We start from the raw sequence: 14433 nt of genomic DNA on the forward strand, positions 1-14433 counted from the left end.
TGGCGGGTCACCTCGTAGGTCAGGACCCCCGAGAACGGCTCGTCGGTGCCCGAGAGGCTGGCCGCAGCGAGCGTCCTCCTCGACCCCAGGTCGGCGGTCGAGGTTCCCGCCCAGACACGCCCGACCTCGCGATCGACGACGCGTGGTGGAGGAGGGCGTGTGCGCCCTCGGCGGCGAGACCTCTGGCTTGTCGACGACGTACCCGTGGCCCCGCCATCACGTGGGTGGCGGGGTGTGGGGCGGGGTCATCTTCGCGGTGACGGGATCCGGGGTGCGCCGGGGTCGGGTGGGTCGAGGGCGGTGGTCCCGGTGCGGTCGCGGCGGTAGCGGTGGCCGTGCGGGGAGGTCCACTCGAACACCCCCGGCGCGACCATGTCGTAGTGCCAGGCGGTGTGGGTCTTCAGCCGGTGGTGGAAGCGGCACAGGGCCGCGAGGTTGTCGGTGTGAGTCGGCCCGGGTTGGGGTCGGCCTTCTGCGTCGGCGTGATGGTCGTACTCGGTGTCGTGGTCGACGTCGCACCCGCGGGCGGGGCGACCACACCACGGGAAAACGCACACGCGATCGCGGAGAACCACATGCTCACGGATCCGGTCCGGAATCGCGTAGCCCGGCGCGTCCTTCGGCTCGTTGAGGTCGACGACCGGCTTGACGGTGACCTTCGTGCGGGACTCTGCGCACCAGGAGCGGAGCTGGTCGAGCAGGAGCAGGCGCTGGCCCTCCTCGAGCCGCCCGGTCGGCCCGAACACCGTGGTGTCGCCGGACAGCGTGGCGTCGAAGTGGGCGTGGAGCACGACCTCCCGCGCGACCGGCAGGTCCTGCCCGTCCGGCCCGCTGGTGTGTCCGTGCTGGAAGAGGTCGAGCGCGGTCTGCGTCCGAGCCAGGTCGCCGAGCGCCTTAGCGCGACGTGCGTCCAGGGACTCCTGCGACCCGAGGGCCTTGAGGGTGGCGGCTCGGTGGGCGAGGGCCTGGTGGAGGTCGAGGCCGTCCGCGAGGTCGACCTCGGCCTCGAGCCGCACCGTCCCGGCGAAGTGCACGTCCTGGTCGTGGATGGTGACGTGGCGTGGGTCGACGTGGAGGTACCCGTCCTCGGGGTCAGCGGCCGGATTCTGACCGGCGAGGTCGTAGCGCATGATGGTCTCGGCGACCAGCCGGTCGAGCTGTGCGGGCCCGATCCGACCTGCGACGGCAGCGACCTGCGCGTCGATGAACCGCGCCGCCTCGACCGTCAACGAGGGCGTCGCGTGGATCGTCGCTTCCGCGACCGCACGCGCCCGCCAAGAGGGGACACGTCCGGCGTGGACCTGCGCCCACAACCTGGGGAGGCGGTGGCGGAGCTCGAGGGCGTGGCCGATGAGCTTCTTCGCCGACACGCTGGTGGTGCCCAGGACGGTGCCGAGCTCGGCGATGCAGAACTCCGCCACCAGCGGAGCGCCGGGGCCGGCGATGGGCTCCTCGTGCTCACACCCCGCGACGGTGAAGGTGGCGGCGGAGTGGATCGACTCGGGCGGGTGGAGGTCGGCCCACTGGGCGGCGAGGTCGAGCTGCTCCGCCGCGGCAGCGTCTTCGACAGACCGGGCCGAACGGATCGAGGCGAGCAGTGCTGCAGGACCGAGGGCGTCTGCCCCGGCCTCTGCTCCCGCATCCAGTTCCTCGATCATGCGTTCGAGTCTAGAGAAGGGATCCGACAGTCGCCTCGAGCCGGCGATGCCCTGTGGAGGGTCTTGATGCGCTTCGCTCATTCCTCGCTCGGCTGATCGACCACCGAAGGGGAGGACTGCTCGGCTCGCCACCGACGGGAGCGGGACGGGGGAGTCGCGCTCGTGAGGGTCGGGCCCGTGCCCCACCCGACGCACCACCCCGACCGCGACGTCGACGACGTCGCGCGGACGGCGTCGTCATGAGGCGGGGGGAACGCAGGTGTGGGCCGCCGCCGCCGCGTTCGCCGGCTGGTCCATCGTCCTGTGCGGGCTCCGGCTGGCGCCGGTCTCCGTGGACCAGGGGAGCGACCTCGAGGGCGGGGTGATCTTCGCGGCCGCCTTCTCGGTGTACTGGCCGGCGCTCGGGATCACCGTGCTCGTCGTGGCCGTGGCGGTCTACTCCGCCATCACCCGTGCGTGGACCACTGCCGCACTGGTCGTCAGCGCCTTGACCGCGCTGTGGTCGGCGTGGGCCCTCTCGCAGGGCTACCTGATGGACCAACGGCCCACTCTCGACACCTACGTGTGGACGGGCCTCGCGCTCGCTGCGGCCGCGACGCTCCTCGCCGCGTCGGCGAGAGGCGGTCCGCGGGTCTAGGTTGACCCGCGTGGCCCCGACGCCATCCACCTCACCCTGACCGTCGCGACCCGCGGTGAGCTCGACCGACTGACCCCCAGGGGTGGGTACGCGGGCCGCTGCAGGGGTCTAGGTTGTCCGGGGCCCAGATGAACCTCGGGAGGCACGCGTGAGCTCGGACACCCTGATCGACGCCAACTGGCTCGACTACCTGCTGGTCGCGATCTACTTCGCGTTCGTCCTCGGCATCGGCGTGATGGCCCGCCGGTCGGTGTCCGACTCGATCGACTTCTTCCTCTCCGGCCGCTCGTTGCCCGCGTGGGTGACCGGCCTGGCCTTCATCTCCGCGAACCTCGGCGCCGTCGAGATCATGGGCATGTCCGCCAACGGCGCGCAGCTCGGCCTGCCGACCTTCCACTACTTCTGGGTCGGTGCCGTTCCCGCGATGCTCTTCCTCGGCGTCGTGATGATGCCGTTCTACTACGGCTCCAAGGTGCGCTCGGTGCCGGAGTTCATGTTCCGGCGCTTCGGCACCGGGGCGCACCTCGTGAACGCCATCAGCTTCGCGGTCGCCCAGCTGCTGATCGCAGGCGTCAACCTCGCCCTGCTGGCCGGCATCGTGCGCGCCCTGCTGGGCTGGCCGATCTGGGTCTCTCTGATCGTCGCCGGGGCGGTGGTGCTGTCCTACATCACGCTGGGCGGACTGAGCGCGGCGATCTACAACGAGGTGCTGCAGTTCTTCGTCATCGTCGCCTCCCTGCTTCCCCTGACGCTCATCGGCCTGAACCGCGTCGGAGGCTGGGACGGCTTGACGGAGAAGATCAGCGCCGCGTCGGCGGGCGCCTCCTCGGCGTCCGACGCCCCACCGGCCGCGCAACAGCTGAACGCCTGGCCGGGCCAGGCGCTCTCCGGTTTCGACTCCCCGCTCCTGTCGGTGGTCGGCATCGTCTTCGGCCTGGGCTTCGTGCTGTCCTTCGGCTACTGGACGACGAACTTCGTCGAGGTCCAGCGGGCCATGGCCTCCGACTCCATCTCCGCCGCGAGGAAGACTCCGATCATCGGCGCCTTCCCGAAGATGTTCGTGCCCTTCATCGTGATCGTCCCGGGCATGGTCTCCGCGGTGCTGGTCGCGGAGATGATCGAGCTCAAGGACGGTGGCAGTCCCGCGGGCGGAGCGTCCGGCGACGTGACCTACAACGACGCCCTGCTCCTGCTGATGCGCGACGTGCTGCCCAACGGCCTGCTCGGCCTCGCGATCGCCGGCCTCCTCGCGGCCTTCATGGCCGGCATGGCGGCGAACATCTCCGCCTTCAACACCGTCTTCTCCTACGACCTGTGGCAGCGCTACATCCGCAAGGACCACAGCGACGACTACTACCTGCGGGTCGGCCGCCTGGCCACGGTGGGGGCGACGGTCATCGCGATCTTCACCGCCCAGATCGCACTCGGCTACGACAACGTCATGAACTACCTCCAGACGCTGTTCGGGTTCTTCAACGCCCCGCTCTTCGCGACCTTCATCCTCGGCATGTTCTGGAAGCGGATGACCCCGACGGCCGGCTGGGTCGGCCTGGTGGCAGGCACGCTGTCGGCCATCGCGGTCGACCGCACAGCGGCGGCCGGCGTCTTCGAGCTGTCCGGGCAGGGGGTGGCCTTCCTCGCGGCGTCGGTGGCGTTCGTGGTCGACATCGTGCTGAGCGTCGTGGTGTCGCTGGTGACGAGGCCCAAACCTGCCGAGGAGCTCCGCGGCCTGGTCTACTCCGAGACGCCCCGCGAGGACCGCACCGACCCGCACGAGGCGTCGTACCCGTGGTACCGACGCACGGCACCGCTCGCGGGCATCGCGCTCGCGATGGTCATCGTCCTCAACTTCGCCTTCTGAGAGGGGCCAGCATGTCCACGACGACGTCCGACACCGACGGCGGGCCCAAGAAGGCCGGCCTCTTCGACATCCGCAACATCATCGGTGCGTTGATGGCGCTCTACGGCGTGATCCTCGTGCTGGCCGGGCTCCTCGGCGAGCACGAGCCGGAGAAGACCGGTGGAGTGAACGCCAACCTCTGGACCGGCCTGGCGCTGCTCGTGGTGGGGCTCGGCTTCTTCGGGTGGGCCAGGCTCCGGCCGATCGTCGTGCCCCCCGACGTCGACCGCCCCGACGACGACCCGAGCCGCCCGGCGCCCCAACGGAAGCGACCGCCGGCGCACTGAGGGTGACCCGGCAGGCGATAACCTCCTCGCGATGCTGCGCGCCCGACTCCTCACCCTCGTCCTGCTCGTCCTCGCCCCCCTGCTCTCGGCGTGCGCGAGCGACGAGCCGACCATCGCCCTGCTGGTCGCCGACGGCTCCGACAGCGCCTCGCGCGCGGTGGACGCCGACGCCTTCACCGAGCGCGTCGAGGCGACGTGCGACGAGTGCCAGGTCGCGGTGTACGACGCCGAGGGCGACGCCGCGGTGCAGGAGGCCCAGGCCCGTGAGGCCGAGGCCGACTCGGCCGACGTGATCGTCGTGGTGCCCGTCGACGTCGACGAGCTCGCGTCGCTGACCGCCCGCGACCTGCCCGTGGTGTCGATGGGCGAGCCGGTGCCGGCCTCGGACCGCTTCGTGGGCCTCGAGCGCGGAGAGGTCGTGCGCCAGGAGGGCTCCGACCTCCAGGCCGCCCGCAACCTGGTGCTGGGCGACGAGAGGACGATGACCTACGTTCCGACCCGGGCGATGAGCGAGCGCGCGGCGGACCTGGCGGTGGCCTACCTCGCCGACAACCCCGTCGAGGGCGGCGAGGACGTGAACGGCATCGAGTCCTGGCTCTACCCGGCCCAGGACGTCACCATCGACACCCTCACCTCGGTGCTCGTCGCGCAGGGCGTGCTGACCCTCGACGAGCTGTGCGACGGCTCGACCGAGAAGGACTGTGCGAGGCTGGGCATCCGATGATCGAGATCCTCACCCCCGCCCAGGTCGACCGCGCCCGTCGTACGGGGGCCCTCGTCGCCGACATCCTCCACTCCCTGCGTGAGCGCAGCGCCGTGGGGACCAACCTGCTCGACCTCGACCGCTGGACCGCGGAGATGATCCGCGAGGCCGGTGCCGAGTCCTGCTACGTCGACTACGCCCCCTCCTTCGGCAGCGGCCCGTTCGCCCACTACGTCTGCACGTCGGTCAACGACGCCGTGCTCCACGGACGCCCGCGCGACCTCGCCCTGAGCGACGGCGACCTGGTCACCCTCGACCTGGCCGTGCGCCTCGACGGTGTCGCCGCCGACTCCGCGATCAGCTTCCTGGTGGGGGAGTCCCGCCCCGCCGAGAGCGTGGACCTCATCGAGACCACCCGCGCTGCGCTCGCGGCCGGCATCGCCGCCGCGGGCCCCGGCGCGCGCATCGGTGACCTGTCGCACGCCATCGGCACGGTGCTGCGGAGCGCGGGCTACCCGATCAACATGCAGTTCGGTGGCCACGGCATCGGCACGACGATGCACCAGGACCCCCACGTCTCCAACGACGGCCGCCCCGGTCGCGGCTACCAGCTCCGTCCCGGTCTGCTGCTGGCCCTCGAGCCGTGGATCATGGTCGACACCGACGAGCTCGTCACCGACGAGGACGGCTGGACGCTTCGCAGCGCCACCGGGTGCCGTACGGCGCACAGCGAGCACACCATCGCGATCACCGAGGACGGCGCCGAGATCCTGACGCTGCCGACCTCACGCGAGGGTTGAGCTCAGCCCGGAAAGGGCCGCGGGACATCCATCCCCTCGTCCGCCAGCACCTCGCGCAGCAGGTCGGGGCGGTTGGTGATCAGGCCGTCGACGCCGAGCCCGACCAGGTGGCGCATCGTGGCCGCGTCGTCGACGACGTAGGGGATGACAGCGAGCCCGGCGGCGTGCGCCGCGTCGACCAGGACGGCGGTGGCGTACGGCTCGTACGCCGGGTCGTCCACGCCGGAGCGGTAGGGCGAGCCGTGGATGGGGGAGATCGCGGTGAAGCCCTGCGCGGCAGCGGCCGCGACGACGTCGTCGTCGACCACCACCCCGTCGAGCCAGGGCGACGGTCCCTCGGTCGCGCGGAGGTACCTCGGCGACACCAGGACGTTGCGCTCCAGCCCGGGCTCGACGTCGCCGACGCGGTCCAGCACGCCCCAGTCGAAGCACTGGATGCTGGTGCGGGGCACGAGCCCGTCGATGCGCAGGGCGTCGACGACCTTCTCGACGAACGCCTCGCGCGTGGTGAGCCCCGAGGCGTCGACGGCGTCGTACTTGATCTCGAGGTTGACCCGGACCGGGGCCGCACCGCGCTCGTCGAGCAGCGCGGCGACCTGGCGCAGCAGCGGCATCGTCGGCGGCAGGTCCGCGCGGGTGAGCGTGCGGATCATCCGCGTGTCGTCGAGGACCGGGTCGTGGGTGACGACCACGTCGTCCTCGGCCGTCAGGTGCACGTCGAGCTCGAGGGTGGAGACCCCGAGCGCCAGGGCGCGACCGAAGGCCTCGAGGGTGTTCTCGGGCCAGAGGCCGGCGCCGCCGCGGTGGGCCTCGACGTCGAAGACGTGCAGAGGAGGAGCGTCGAAGGTCACTCGGAGTAGAGGCCGTCGACCACGTCGGCGTACTTGGTCCGCACCACGCGGCGCTTGAGCTTCAGCGTCGGGGTCAGCTCCTCGGACTCGGCCGTCCACTCGTCGGGCAGCAGCTCCCACGCCTTGACCTGCTCGGGCCGCGAGAGCCGCTCGTTGGCCTTGTCGACCGCCGCCTGCGCCATCGCACGGATCTGCGGCTTGGTCGACAGGTCGGCGAGGTCGGTGAACTCGATGCCCATCTTCGCCGCCACGAGCGGGGCGATCTCCCCGTCGAGGGTGAGGATCGCGACGACGTAGGAACGGTCGTCGCCGAGCGCCATCGCGTGCCCGACGATGGGCGACTCCTTGAGGTAGTTCTCGATGTTGGACGGCGCGATGTTCTTGCCCGCGGAGGTGATGATCAGCTCCTTCTTGCGGTCGATGATCGACACGAAGCCGTCGTCGTCGATCGTGCCGATGTCGCCGGTGTGGATCCATCCTTCGTCGTCGATGAGCGCCCGGGTGGCGGCCTCCTGCTTGTAGTAGCCCGGGGTGTTGACCGGGCCGCGGCACAGGATCTCCCCGTCCTCGGCGAGGCGGACCTCGATGCCGGGGTTGGGCCGCCCGACCGTGCCGAGCCGGAAGCCGTCGGGACCGTTGGCGGTGAAGGCGCCTGTCGTCTCGGTCATGCCGTAGACGTCGTAGACCTTGAGGCCGAGCCCGCCCATGAACTTCGCGACCTCGAGCGGCATCGGGGCCGCAGCGCTGGCCGCCCATGTCACCTGGTCGAGGCCGAGGAGCAGGCGCAGGAAGGCGAGGATCGCGGCGTCCGCCTCGGCATAGGCCTGCTCGACCTCCGGCGTCATCTCGTTGCCGTGCTCGTGGGCCTGCGTCCACGCCAGGCCCGCCGCCATGGCGTCGGCGACGAGCTTCTGGTTGGCCGGGTCCGGGTCCTCGGCGAGTTTGGCCGAGATGCCGGTCTTGATCTTCTCCCACACCCGCGGGACGCCGAAGAAGGCGGTGGGGTGCACCTCGCCGAGCGCGCCGAGCAGGCCGGCGGGGTCGGGGATCGCGTGCACGTGGCTGCCCAGGAACGGGGGACCGTACGTCGCCAGCACCCGTTCGGCGATGTGTGCGAGCGGCAGGTAGCTGACGGTGCGCTGCTGGCCGTGCAGGCCGGCCGCCTCGAGGGTGGAGACCGCTTCGTACATGACGTTGTGGTGGGTCAGCACGACGCCCTTGGGGTTGCCGGTGGTGCCCGAGGTGTAGAGGAAGGTGGCCGGCAGGTCGGGGGTGATCCGGTCCATCCGCTCGTCGACGCCGCTCGTGTCCTGGCCGCGTGCGACGAAGTCGGCCCAGGTCATCACGCGCGGGTCGTCGACCCGGTCGGCGTCGCCGAGCATCACGAGGTGGCGGATCGAGTCGACGTCGGCGAGCGCCTTCTCCCAGCGCTGGTAGCGGTCGTGGTCCTCCAGCACGACCACCACGGGTCGTGACTCACCGGCGATGAACGACACCTGGTCCTGGGCGAGGGTGTTGTAGATCGACATCGGGACCGCGGCGGCCGTCATCGCGCCGTAGTCGGCGAGCGTGTGGGCGGTGCGGTTGCTGGCCATGATCGCCACCGGGTCGCCGACCTGCACGCCGAGGTCGATCAAGGCGGCGGCGACCTGCCGGGTCAGCTCCCAGGTCTGCGCCCAGCTGATCGTCGACCACGTCTCGCCGTCAGGCACGTCGTAGCGGTCGGAGAACGCCGGCTGGTCTCCGTACCTCTCGGAGGCCTGTCGCACCGTGGCCGGCATGTGCAGGCCGAGGACGCGGGCCTCGTACTCCTCGCGTGCTTCGGCGACATCGGCGGGAATCTCGTGGGACATGGCTCTCCTCGATGTGGCGGGAATCACATCATGGTCGGCGGGACCGAGCGCTGGCTAGGGCAGACGAGCCCGGCCGTCGGCGGTCCCGTCGCACGACCGGTGGAGACCGGAGACCTGGGTACGGAGGGTCCATGGCAACCCACGTCGCAACCTCCCACGTCGCAGACCCTCCGTCGCACGCCGCCGGGCTGATGTACGGCATCGGTCTGGGCGGCTTCGTCGACGGGATCGTGCTGCACCAGCTGCTGCAGTGGCACCACATGGTGAGCGCCACCGCCGACCACCCGGTCACGACAGTGGCGGGCCTGGAGGTCAACACCCTGGCCGACGGCTTCTTCCACGTCTTCTCGTGGCTGGTGGTGGTGGGCGCCTCGGTCGTCACACTGGTGCAGTGGCGTCAGGGCCGTCTTCCACCGAGCTGGCGCTTCCACCTCGGCGGCGTGCTCGCCGGCTGGGGAGCCTTCAACCTCGTCGAGGGCCTGGTGGACCACCAGCTCCTCGGAGTGCACCACGTCCGTGACGACCTCGGCGGTCCGCTGTCGTGGGACCTCGGCTTCCTCGCCCTCGGCGCGGTCCTGGTGGTGATCGGCTTGCTGGTGGCGCGCTCCGGAGCACGCGTGCTCGAGGACCGGGCCTGGACGCCTACGCCCGAGGGAGAGGGTGCATGACCAGGTCCTGCACCTCGCCGGAGTCGAGGCTCAGCGTCATGTAGGTGCAGTGCGGTTGCCGCCGGCGGTCGGTCGGTGAGCCGGGGTTGAGCAGCCGGAGACCGGTGGTCGTCGTCGTGTCCCAGGGGATGTGGCTGTGGCCGAAGACCAGCACGTCGAGGTGGGGGTACGCCGCTGCCATGCGCGCCTCGCGCCCCTTCGCCTGGCCGGTCTCGTGCACGACCCCGAGCGTGATGCCCTCGACCTCCACCGTGGCGACCTCCGGCAGCCGCTCGCGCAGCTCGCCGTGGTCGTTGTTCCCCCAGCACGCCACCAGCCGGCGCGAGCGAGCCTCGAGCTCGTCGAGGAGGCGGACGTCCACCCAGTCGCCTGCGTGCACCACCAGGTCGGCTTCGTCGACCGCCCGCCACAGCGCCTCGGGCAGGTCCCGGGCCCGCTTGGGCAGGTGCGTGTCCGCCATCAGCAGCACTCGCGTCGCCATGGGACCAGTCAACGCGACCGGTCAAGGCGTCCCGGTAGGTTCGGGGGCATGGCACCCGACGACTCCACCACCGACGACATCGTCGCCGAGGCCGCGCTCCAGCTGTGGTCGGCGGCGCAGACCGACTTCGACCCCTTCGAGGTCCCGTCGGCGGAGTGGCCCGAGACGGCCGTCCCGGTCCGGGACGCCGACATCGCCGTCGACACGCACCTCGAGGTCGACGACGTGCGCGCTGCGCTCGGACGGCTCGACGGCGTGAAGGTCGTCCTGGGTCGCGAGGCGGGCACGTGCAGCGTGCTGCGAGTGATCCCGGAGGACGCCCCGCTCTGAGGCGGGGGAGACGACATGGTCGCGAGCCGATCAGCGCGCGAGCGCAAGGCGGGCGTGCAGGCGGGGCCGCTGGCGCGGGTGAAGATCGACCTCGACGGCGACCAGCAGTTCCTCTACCGGATCAGCTGCACGACCTGCGTGGCGCGCGGGCGTACGCCGTGGTCGACGCACCGCGCCGGGGGCGACAACGGCTTCATGGCCGCGATGGACCGCTGGACCTTCCACCTCGTCGAGAAGCATCCCGGCGAGGACGCCCCGTGCCTGGCCTTCCTGGCCGAGGCCCAGCAGCGCCTGCACGAGCGGCGCGAGCAGGCGCCGGGGTGAGTCGCATCAGTCGCCCTTGGGCATGATGATCCACGCGATGATGTAGGCGAGCTCGCCCGCTCCCACGAGTCCGAACACCACGAAGGCGAGGCGGACCAGACCGCGCGAGACGCCGAAGCGGTCGGCGAGGCCGGCGCAGACGCCGGCGATGATCTTGCCCTGACGAGGGCGGACGAGCGTCGAGGTGGCCATGAGTCATGTCTACCCGACGGGTGCGTGCGCACCTAGGGTCGCTGCCTGCCCGATTTGCAGCCGGCTGCCCGCCAACCGAGCAACAGCTGTTGCACAAACGCCGAGGGCGCGCTGGGTGGCGCGCTGACAAGTGCACTCGCCGACGTGTTCTTGCAGGTCAAGCTCGTCGACGAAGGGTCGAGGTACGAGAACAGCTTGTGGCACAACCTCCGAGGACCAGTTTGGCCAACAGGTTGTTGGCCAGCTTCGTCGCCGGTGCCACGAGACACACCCTCAGCGGATCCGGGTGCACGTACGTGTCTCCGCGCAGGAGGGCGACAACCCGTCTCGCGTCACCGGCGCGCGGGTTGGTCATTGCATTGCACGCGATCAAATGACCGGTTGCCCACCCGTCGACGCCCCAAGGGCTACTAAGACCACCACCTCGACCCGGTCCTCGAAGCGGCCCTGAACAACGAGGCTGCCCGCCTGGCCGCGATCGAGGACCCGGCCCAGCGGTGCATGCCGTGAACGAGTCGCTTACAGCCTTCCCGGCGCTCTTTTCGCTCCGGCCGGTGCTCGAGAATCTGTTCTATTGTTGCCGGATGCCTCGCCAGCCTCCGTTTCACGTGTGGGTGGATCTGACCGGCAGGTGGTACGTCCCGGCCCCTGGTGTCCTCCTTGCATGGAGACACTCGGATCGTCGGGGATGGGAGGCGTGGGTGGTGCGCGTGGAGTCCTACTCGACGGGCACCGGGTCCGAGGTGCTCATGTCCCAGTCGTGGGTGTCGGCGGCCTTGGTGCGCCCAGCGGAGGGCGAGCCCTGACTGTGCCGCGCGCCCAACTGGGACACCACGGCTGGGTGGGTGGTGCAACGAGGCGCGCCGGAAGGGGGGGCCGGGGTGACAGGTTGTCGATGCCGGGTGACCTGACCACAGCCAGCCGCCCCGCGACGGCGTCTCGGTGCGGAGTCGAGCGCACTGGAGGTCGGGCGCGCCCGACCGTCCTCGGGTTGGCCGCCTGACTACTGTCGTGGCGTGAGCCCAGGTCGTGAAGCCGACGTCGTCGTGGTGGGTGCCGGACTGGCAGGGCTGAGGTGCGCGCAAGCGCTCGCCGCAGCAGGGCGCGACGTCGTCGTCCTCGAGGCGTCCGACCGGGTAGGCGGCCGGATCCGCACCGACCGCGTCGACGGCTTCCTCGTCGATCGCGGCTTCCAGCTGCTCAACCCCGCCTACCCCGCCGTACGCCGCTGGGTGGACGTCGACGCCCTTGGGCTGCAGCCGTTCGGCGCCGGGGTCGCGGCGCGCACCGAGGACGGGTTGAGCGTTCTGGGGCATCCGCTGCGCGAGCCCGCGCTTGTCCCGCAGACCCTGCGTGCCGTCGCCCGTCGGCCGCGGGAGGTGGCCGCGCTCGCCCGCTGGGCCGCCCCACTGCTGCGCCCCCGCCCGGGGACGTCGCTGTCGGAGGTGCTCGAGTCACGCGCGGACGTCGACCGGCGTACGGCCCTCGACGACGCCCGCGTCGACGGCCTCCTGCGCCGGGTCGTGGACCGCTTCTTCGCCGGCGTCCTCCTCGAGGACGACGGCAGTACGGCCGACCGCTTCGCGCTGCTCCTGACCTGGATGTTCGTCCGCGGGGTCCCCGCCCTGCCCCGCAAGGGCATGGCCGCACTCCCGGCCCAGCTCGCCGCCACCCTGGGCGACTGCGTGCACCTCGGCGAGCAGGTGCGTGCCGTGACCGGGACCTCCGTGACCACCGCCGACGCCACCTGGTCAGCGCGCCAGGTGGTCGTGGCCACCGGGCCTCCGGAGGCCGCGGGTCTGACCGGCGCTCCGGTCCCCGCCACCAAGGGTGTCGTCACCACGTGGTGGGCCGCGCGCGAGGCGCCGGACACCGACCTGCTCCACGTCGACGCGCGCCGCATCCCCACCGGCCCGCTCGTCAACGCGGCGGTCGTGTCCCGGGCGGCACCGTCGTACGCACCTCCCGGGCGTCACCTCGTCGAGGGCTCGGCCCTCATGGGGGCCGGTCGCGACACCGACGAGGCGTCCATGCGCCGCCACGCCGGCGACCTGCTCGGGACCGACCCGACCGCCTGGGAGGTGGTCGCCCGCCACGAGGTCCCGGACGCCCTGCCGATCCAGCCGGCGCCCTACTCCTCCGAGCGGCCGGTGCGCGTCGGCGACCTGGTCGTCTGCGGCGACCACCGCGACACCGGCTCGATCCAGGGCGCCCTCGTCAGCGGTCAGCGTGCCGCCGACGCCGTCCTCGCAGTGGGTGCGCGATGAGCGCCGACGTGGTGGTCGTCGGAGCCGGCCTGGCCGGCGTCGCCTGCGCGCGGGAACTGCGTGCCGCGGGGATCGGCGTACGCGTCCTCGACCGCGGCCACGTGCCCGGCGGCCGGATGGCCTCGCGCCGGCTCTGGGAGCGGCGGGTGGACCTGGGGGCGTCCTACCTCACCGTCTCCGACGCAGGCTTCCGTGCGGTGGTGGACGACTGGGCAGCACGCGGTCTCGCCCGCGAGTGGACCGACACCTTCACCGCGCTCGGCGCGGACGCGCCGGAGTCGAAGACGGGGCCGATGCGGTGGGGAGCCCCCGCCGGACTGCGTTCGCTCGTCGAGGACCTGGCCGCGGACCTCGCGGTCGAGCGCCGCGAGATCGAGGGGCTGGACGACGTCGACGCCTCGGTCGTCGTGCTGGCCATGCCCGACCCGCAGGCGCGACGACTGACCGGCGACCACCCGGTCACCGCCGTCCTCGACCGCGAGTGGGAGCCGGTCATCGCGCTGGCCGCCCGGTGGGCCGAGCGCACGTGGGACGACGCGAGTCCGACAGGCCGCTTCCACGGTGCCTTCGTCAACGACGACCCCGACGTCGCGTGGATCGCCGACGACGGCAGGCGCCGCGGCGACGACGCGGCCGTCCTGGTGGCCCACTCCGCGCCCGAGCGTGCCGCCCGGCACCTCGACGAGCCCGGTGGAGCGGCTCCCGCGATCATCGACGCCGTACGCCGCCACCTGCACGTCGCGGAACCGCTCGACGTCCACGTGCACCGCTGGACCTTCGCCCGCCCGGTCGGGGAGCGCGAGGACGCCTACGCCCTCGTGGACGGCCCGGACGCGCTGGTCGGCGTGTGCGGTGACGGTTGGGGGCCCGCCCCCAAGGTGGAGACGGCGTGGGTCTCGGGGACCCGGTTGGGGCGCGCGCTGGTGGAACGACTCAGCTGACACGGTCCGTCCGGTCGCGCAACCAGGTCGTCGTCCCCGGTGCCATGCCTCGCGATTTGGGGGTCCGTGGCACCGGCGTGACGATGAGTGCGGCGTCGTCCGGCAGGGACCACTTGATGGCGTGGTAGACGGCCGAGAGCGACTCGGTGCTCTCGAGGAGCAGCAACCCAGGAGCGATCTGCCGGGCCTCGATCCACGGTCCCTCGAGGGTGTCCGGCGCGGCGGCGGTCCACGCGAGGAACACGGGCATCAGCGGGCCATCGGAGCGCGGTCGCGCTCGGCGTGGAGTCGTTGCCACCGCTCCTCGGCGATCACCAGGTGAGCTCGATCTCGATCTCGTTCTTCCCACCCAGCTCGACCTCGACCTTCAGCTTCACCTCGTCCGGCACGGCGACGGTCACGCGCCCGCCGTCGCGGGCGAACTCGACCGAGTTGTGCTGGGCGAGCGAGTCGGCGAGGGCGCGCAGCTTGCTCGCGGCCTCCTCGCGGGACATGGTGCGGGTCTCGTCCATCTCGAAGAGGTCCATGGCCCGAACCTAGC

At 71.5% G+C, this 14433-nt stretch carries 17 protein-coding genes; 10 read left to right on the plus strand and 7 right to left on the minus strand.

Annotated features, from left to right (window positions below; genetic code table 11):
* Nucleotides 1–245 precede the first annotated feature (245 nt).
* On the minus strand, nt 246–1658 hold the full coding sequence (locus K4G59_RS11155; RefSeq protein ID WP_231251132.1) for an HNH endonuclease signature motif containing protein: 1413 nt from the start codon (nt 1656–1658) through the stop codon (nt 246–248).
* 259 nt (nt 1659–1917) lie between these two features.
* Between K4G59_RS11155 and K4G59_RS11160 the strand changes: the two genes are divergently transcribed.
* From K4G59_RS11160 to map, 5 genes are all read left to right on the plus strand, one after another.
* Complete coding sequence (locus K4G59_RS11160) at nt 1918–2295, plus strand: hypothetical protein (protein WP_231251134.1); 378 nt, start codon at nt 1918–1920, stop codon at nt 2293–2295.
* A gap of 148 nt (nt 2296–2443) precedes the next feature.
* The gene (locus K4G59_RS11165) at nt 2444–4156 is read left to right on the plus strand and encodes a sodium:solute symporter family protein (RefSeq protein WP_231251136.1); all 1713 of its coding nucleotides are present in this window, start codon (nt 2444–2446) and stop codon (nt 4154–4156) included.
* Nucleotides 4157–4167: 11 nt separating this feature from the next.
* Nucleotides 4168–4482, plus strand: a complete 315-nt coding sequence (locus tag K4G59_RS11170; RefSeq protein WP_231251138.1) for a hypothetical protein — start codon at nt 4168–4170, stop codon at nt 4480–4482.
* 31 nt (nt 4483–4513) lie between these two features.
* Nucleotides 4514–5206, plus strand: coding sequence for a type 1 periplasmic-binding domain-containing protein (locus K4G59_RS11175; protein ID WP_231251140.1), 693 nt, complete (start codon nt 4514–4516; stop codon nt 5204–5206).
* Complete coding sequence (gene map / locus K4G59_RS11180) at nt 5203–5985, plus strand: type I methionyl aminopeptidase (RefSeq protein WP_231251141.1); 783 nt, start codon at nt 5203–5205, stop codon at nt 5983–5985. Before K4G59_RS11175 ends, map begins: the two co-directional genes overlap by 4 nt.
* Before the next feature lie 2 nt (nt 5986–5987).
* Here the strand turns inward: map and K4G59_RS11185 are convergent, their stop codons facing one another.
* Nucleotides 5988–6836, minus strand: coding sequence for a glycerophosphodiester phosphodiesterase (locus K4G59_RS11185; RefSeq protein ID WP_231251142.1), 849 nt, complete (start codon nt 6834–6836; stop codon nt 5988–5990).
* Complete coding sequence (locus K4G59_RS11190; RefSeq protein ID WP_231251143.1) at nt 6833–8689, minus strand: AMP-dependent synthetase/ligase; 1857 nt, start codon at nt 8687–8689, stop codon at nt 6833–6835. The genes K4G59_RS11185 and K4G59_RS11190 overlap by 4 nt, the downstream gene beginning before the upstream one ends.
* A gap of 131 nt (nt 8690–8820) precedes the next feature.
* On the opposite strand from K4G59_RS11190, the gene K4G59_RS11195 reads away from it, so the two are divergent.
* Complete coding sequence (locus K4G59_RS11195; protein ID WP_231251144.1) at nt 8821–9357, plus strand: DUF2243 domain-containing protein; 537 nt, start codon at nt 8821–8823, stop codon at nt 9355–9357.
* Here the strand turns inward: K4G59_RS11195 and K4G59_RS11200 are convergent.
* Nucleotides 9332–9838, minus strand: coding sequence for a metallophosphoesterase family protein (locus tag K4G59_RS11200; RefSeq protein WP_231251145.1), 507 nt, complete (start codon nt 9836–9838; stop codon nt 9332–9334). The two genes, K4G59_RS11195 and K4G59_RS11200, sit on opposite strands and share 26 nt — an antisense overlap.
* 48 nt (nt 9839–9886) lie before the next feature.
* Here K4G59_RS11200 and K4G59_RS11205 point away from each other — a divergent pair, with 48 nt between their 5' ends.
* Entirely contained in the window at nt 9887–10168 is a 282-nt protein-coding gene (locus K4G59_RS11205) for a hypothetical protein (protein ID WP_231251146.1), read from the plus strand.
* Nucleotides 10169–10183: 15 nt separating this feature from the next.
* The gene (locus tag K4G59_RS11210) at nt 10184–10492 is read left to right on the plus strand and encodes a hypothetical protein (RefSeq protein ID WP_231251147.1); all 309 of its coding nucleotides are present in this window, start codon (nt 10184–10186) and stop codon (nt 10490–10492) included.
* A 6-nt stretch (nt 10493–10498) separates the two neighbouring features.
* Here the strand turns inward: K4G59_RS11210 and K4G59_RS11215 are convergent, their stop codons facing one another.
* Nucleotides 10499–10684: a PspC domain-containing protein gene (locus tag K4G59_RS11215; RefSeq protein WP_231251148.1), complete on the minus strand. Its 186-nt coding sequence runs from the start codon at nt 10682–10684 to the stop codon at nt 10499–10501.
* A 1016-nt stretch (nt 10685–11700) separates the two neighbouring features.
* Between K4G59_RS11215 and K4G59_RS11220 the strand changes: the two genes are divergently transcribed.
* Nucleotides 11701–12951, plus strand: coding sequence for an NAD(P)/FAD-dependent oxidoreductase (locus K4G59_RS11220; RefSeq protein WP_308189389.1), 1251 nt, complete (start codon nt 11701–11703; stop codon nt 12949–12951).
* The gene (locus tag K4G59_RS11225) at nt 12948–13892 is read left to right on the plus strand and encodes an NAD(P)/FAD-dependent oxidoreductase (protein ID WP_231251149.1); all 945 of its coding nucleotides are present in this window, start codon (nt 12948–12950) and stop codon (nt 13890–13892) included. The genes K4G59_RS11220 and K4G59_RS11225 overlap by 4 nt, the downstream gene beginning before the upstream one ends.
* On the opposite strand, the gene K4G59_RS11230 is transcribed toward K4G59_RS11225, so the two are convergent.
* A complete protein-coding gene (locus tag K4G59_RS11230; protein ID WP_231251150.1) occupies nt 13885–14142 on the minus strand; it encodes a hypothetical protein in 258 nt (85 codons plus the stop codon). The two genes, K4G59_RS11225 and K4G59_RS11230, sit on opposite strands and share 8 nt — an antisense overlap.
* 61 nt (nt 14143–14203) lie before the next feature.
* Nucleotides 14204–14419, minus strand: coding sequence for an amphi-Trp domain-containing protein (locus tag K4G59_RS11235; RefSeq protein WP_231251151.1), 216 nt, complete (start codon nt 14417–14419; stop codon nt 14204–14206).
* Nucleotides 14420–14433: the final 14 nt, after the last annotated feature.

The sequence above is a fragment of the Nocardioides furvisabuli genome (assembly GCF_021083185.1).
Lineage (GTDB): Bacteria > Actinomycetota > Actinomycetes > Propionibacteriales > Nocardioidaceae > Nocardioides > Nocardioides furvisabuli.

What these genes read in the sequence shown, in the direction of transcription:
- K4G59_RS11155 (WP_231251132.1), bottom strand. Translation starts at nt 1,658, where the DNA reads ATGATCGAGGAACTGGATGCGGGAGCAGAGGCCGGGGCAGACGCCCTC.
- K4G59_RS11170 (WP_231251138.1), top strand. Translation starts at nt 4,168, where the DNA reads ATGTCCACGACGACGTCCGACACCGACGGCGGGCCCAAGAAGGCCGGC.
- K4G59_RS11175 (WP_231251140.1), top strand. Translation starts at nt 4,514, where the DNA reads ATGCTGCGCGCCCGACTCCTCACCCTCGTCCTGCTCGTCCTCGCCCCC.
- map (WP_231251141.1), top strand. Translation starts at nt 5,203, where the DNA reads ATGATCGAGATCCTCACCCCCGCCCAGGTCGACCGCGCCCGTCGTACG.
- K4G59_RS11190 (WP_231251143.1), bottom strand. Translation starts at nt 8,689, where the DNA reads ATGTCCCACGAGATTCCCGCCGATGTCGCCGAAGCACGCGAGGAGTAC.
- K4G59_RS11195 (WP_231251144.1), top strand. Translation starts at nt 8,821, where the DNA reads ATGGCAACCCACGTCGCAACCTCCCACGTCGCAGACCCTCCGTCGCAC.
- K4G59_RS11200 (WP_231251145.1), bottom strand. Translation starts at nt 9,838, where the DNA reads ATGGCGACGCGAGTGCTGCTGATGGCGGACACGCACCTGCCCAAGCGG.
- K4G59_RS11205 (WP_231251146.1), top strand. Translation starts at nt 9,887, where the DNA reads ATGGCACCCGACGACTCCACCACCGACGACATCGTCGCCGAGGCCGCG.
- K4G59_RS11210 (WP_231251147.1), top strand. Translation starts at nt 10,184, where the DNA reads ATGGTCGCGAGCCGATCAGCGCGCGAGCGCAAGGCGGGCGTGCAGGCG.
- K4G59_RS11215 (WP_231251148.1), bottom strand. Translation starts at nt 10,684, where the DNA reads ATGGCCACCTCGACGCTCGTCCGCCCTCGTCAGGGCAAGATCATCGCC.
- K4G59_RS11225 (WP_231251149.1), top strand. Translation starts at nt 12,948, where the DNA reads ATGAGCGCCGACGTGGTGGTCGTCGGAGCCGGCCTGGCCGGCGTCGCC.
- K4G59_RS11230 (WP_231251150.1), bottom strand. Translation starts at nt 14,142, where the DNA reads ATGCCCGTGTTCCTCGCGTGGACCGCCGCCGCGCCGGACACCCTCGAG.
- K4G59_RS11235 (WP_231251151.1), bottom strand. Translation starts at nt 14,419, where the DNA reads ATGGACCTCTTCGAGATGGACGAGACCCGCACCATGTCCCGCGAGGAG.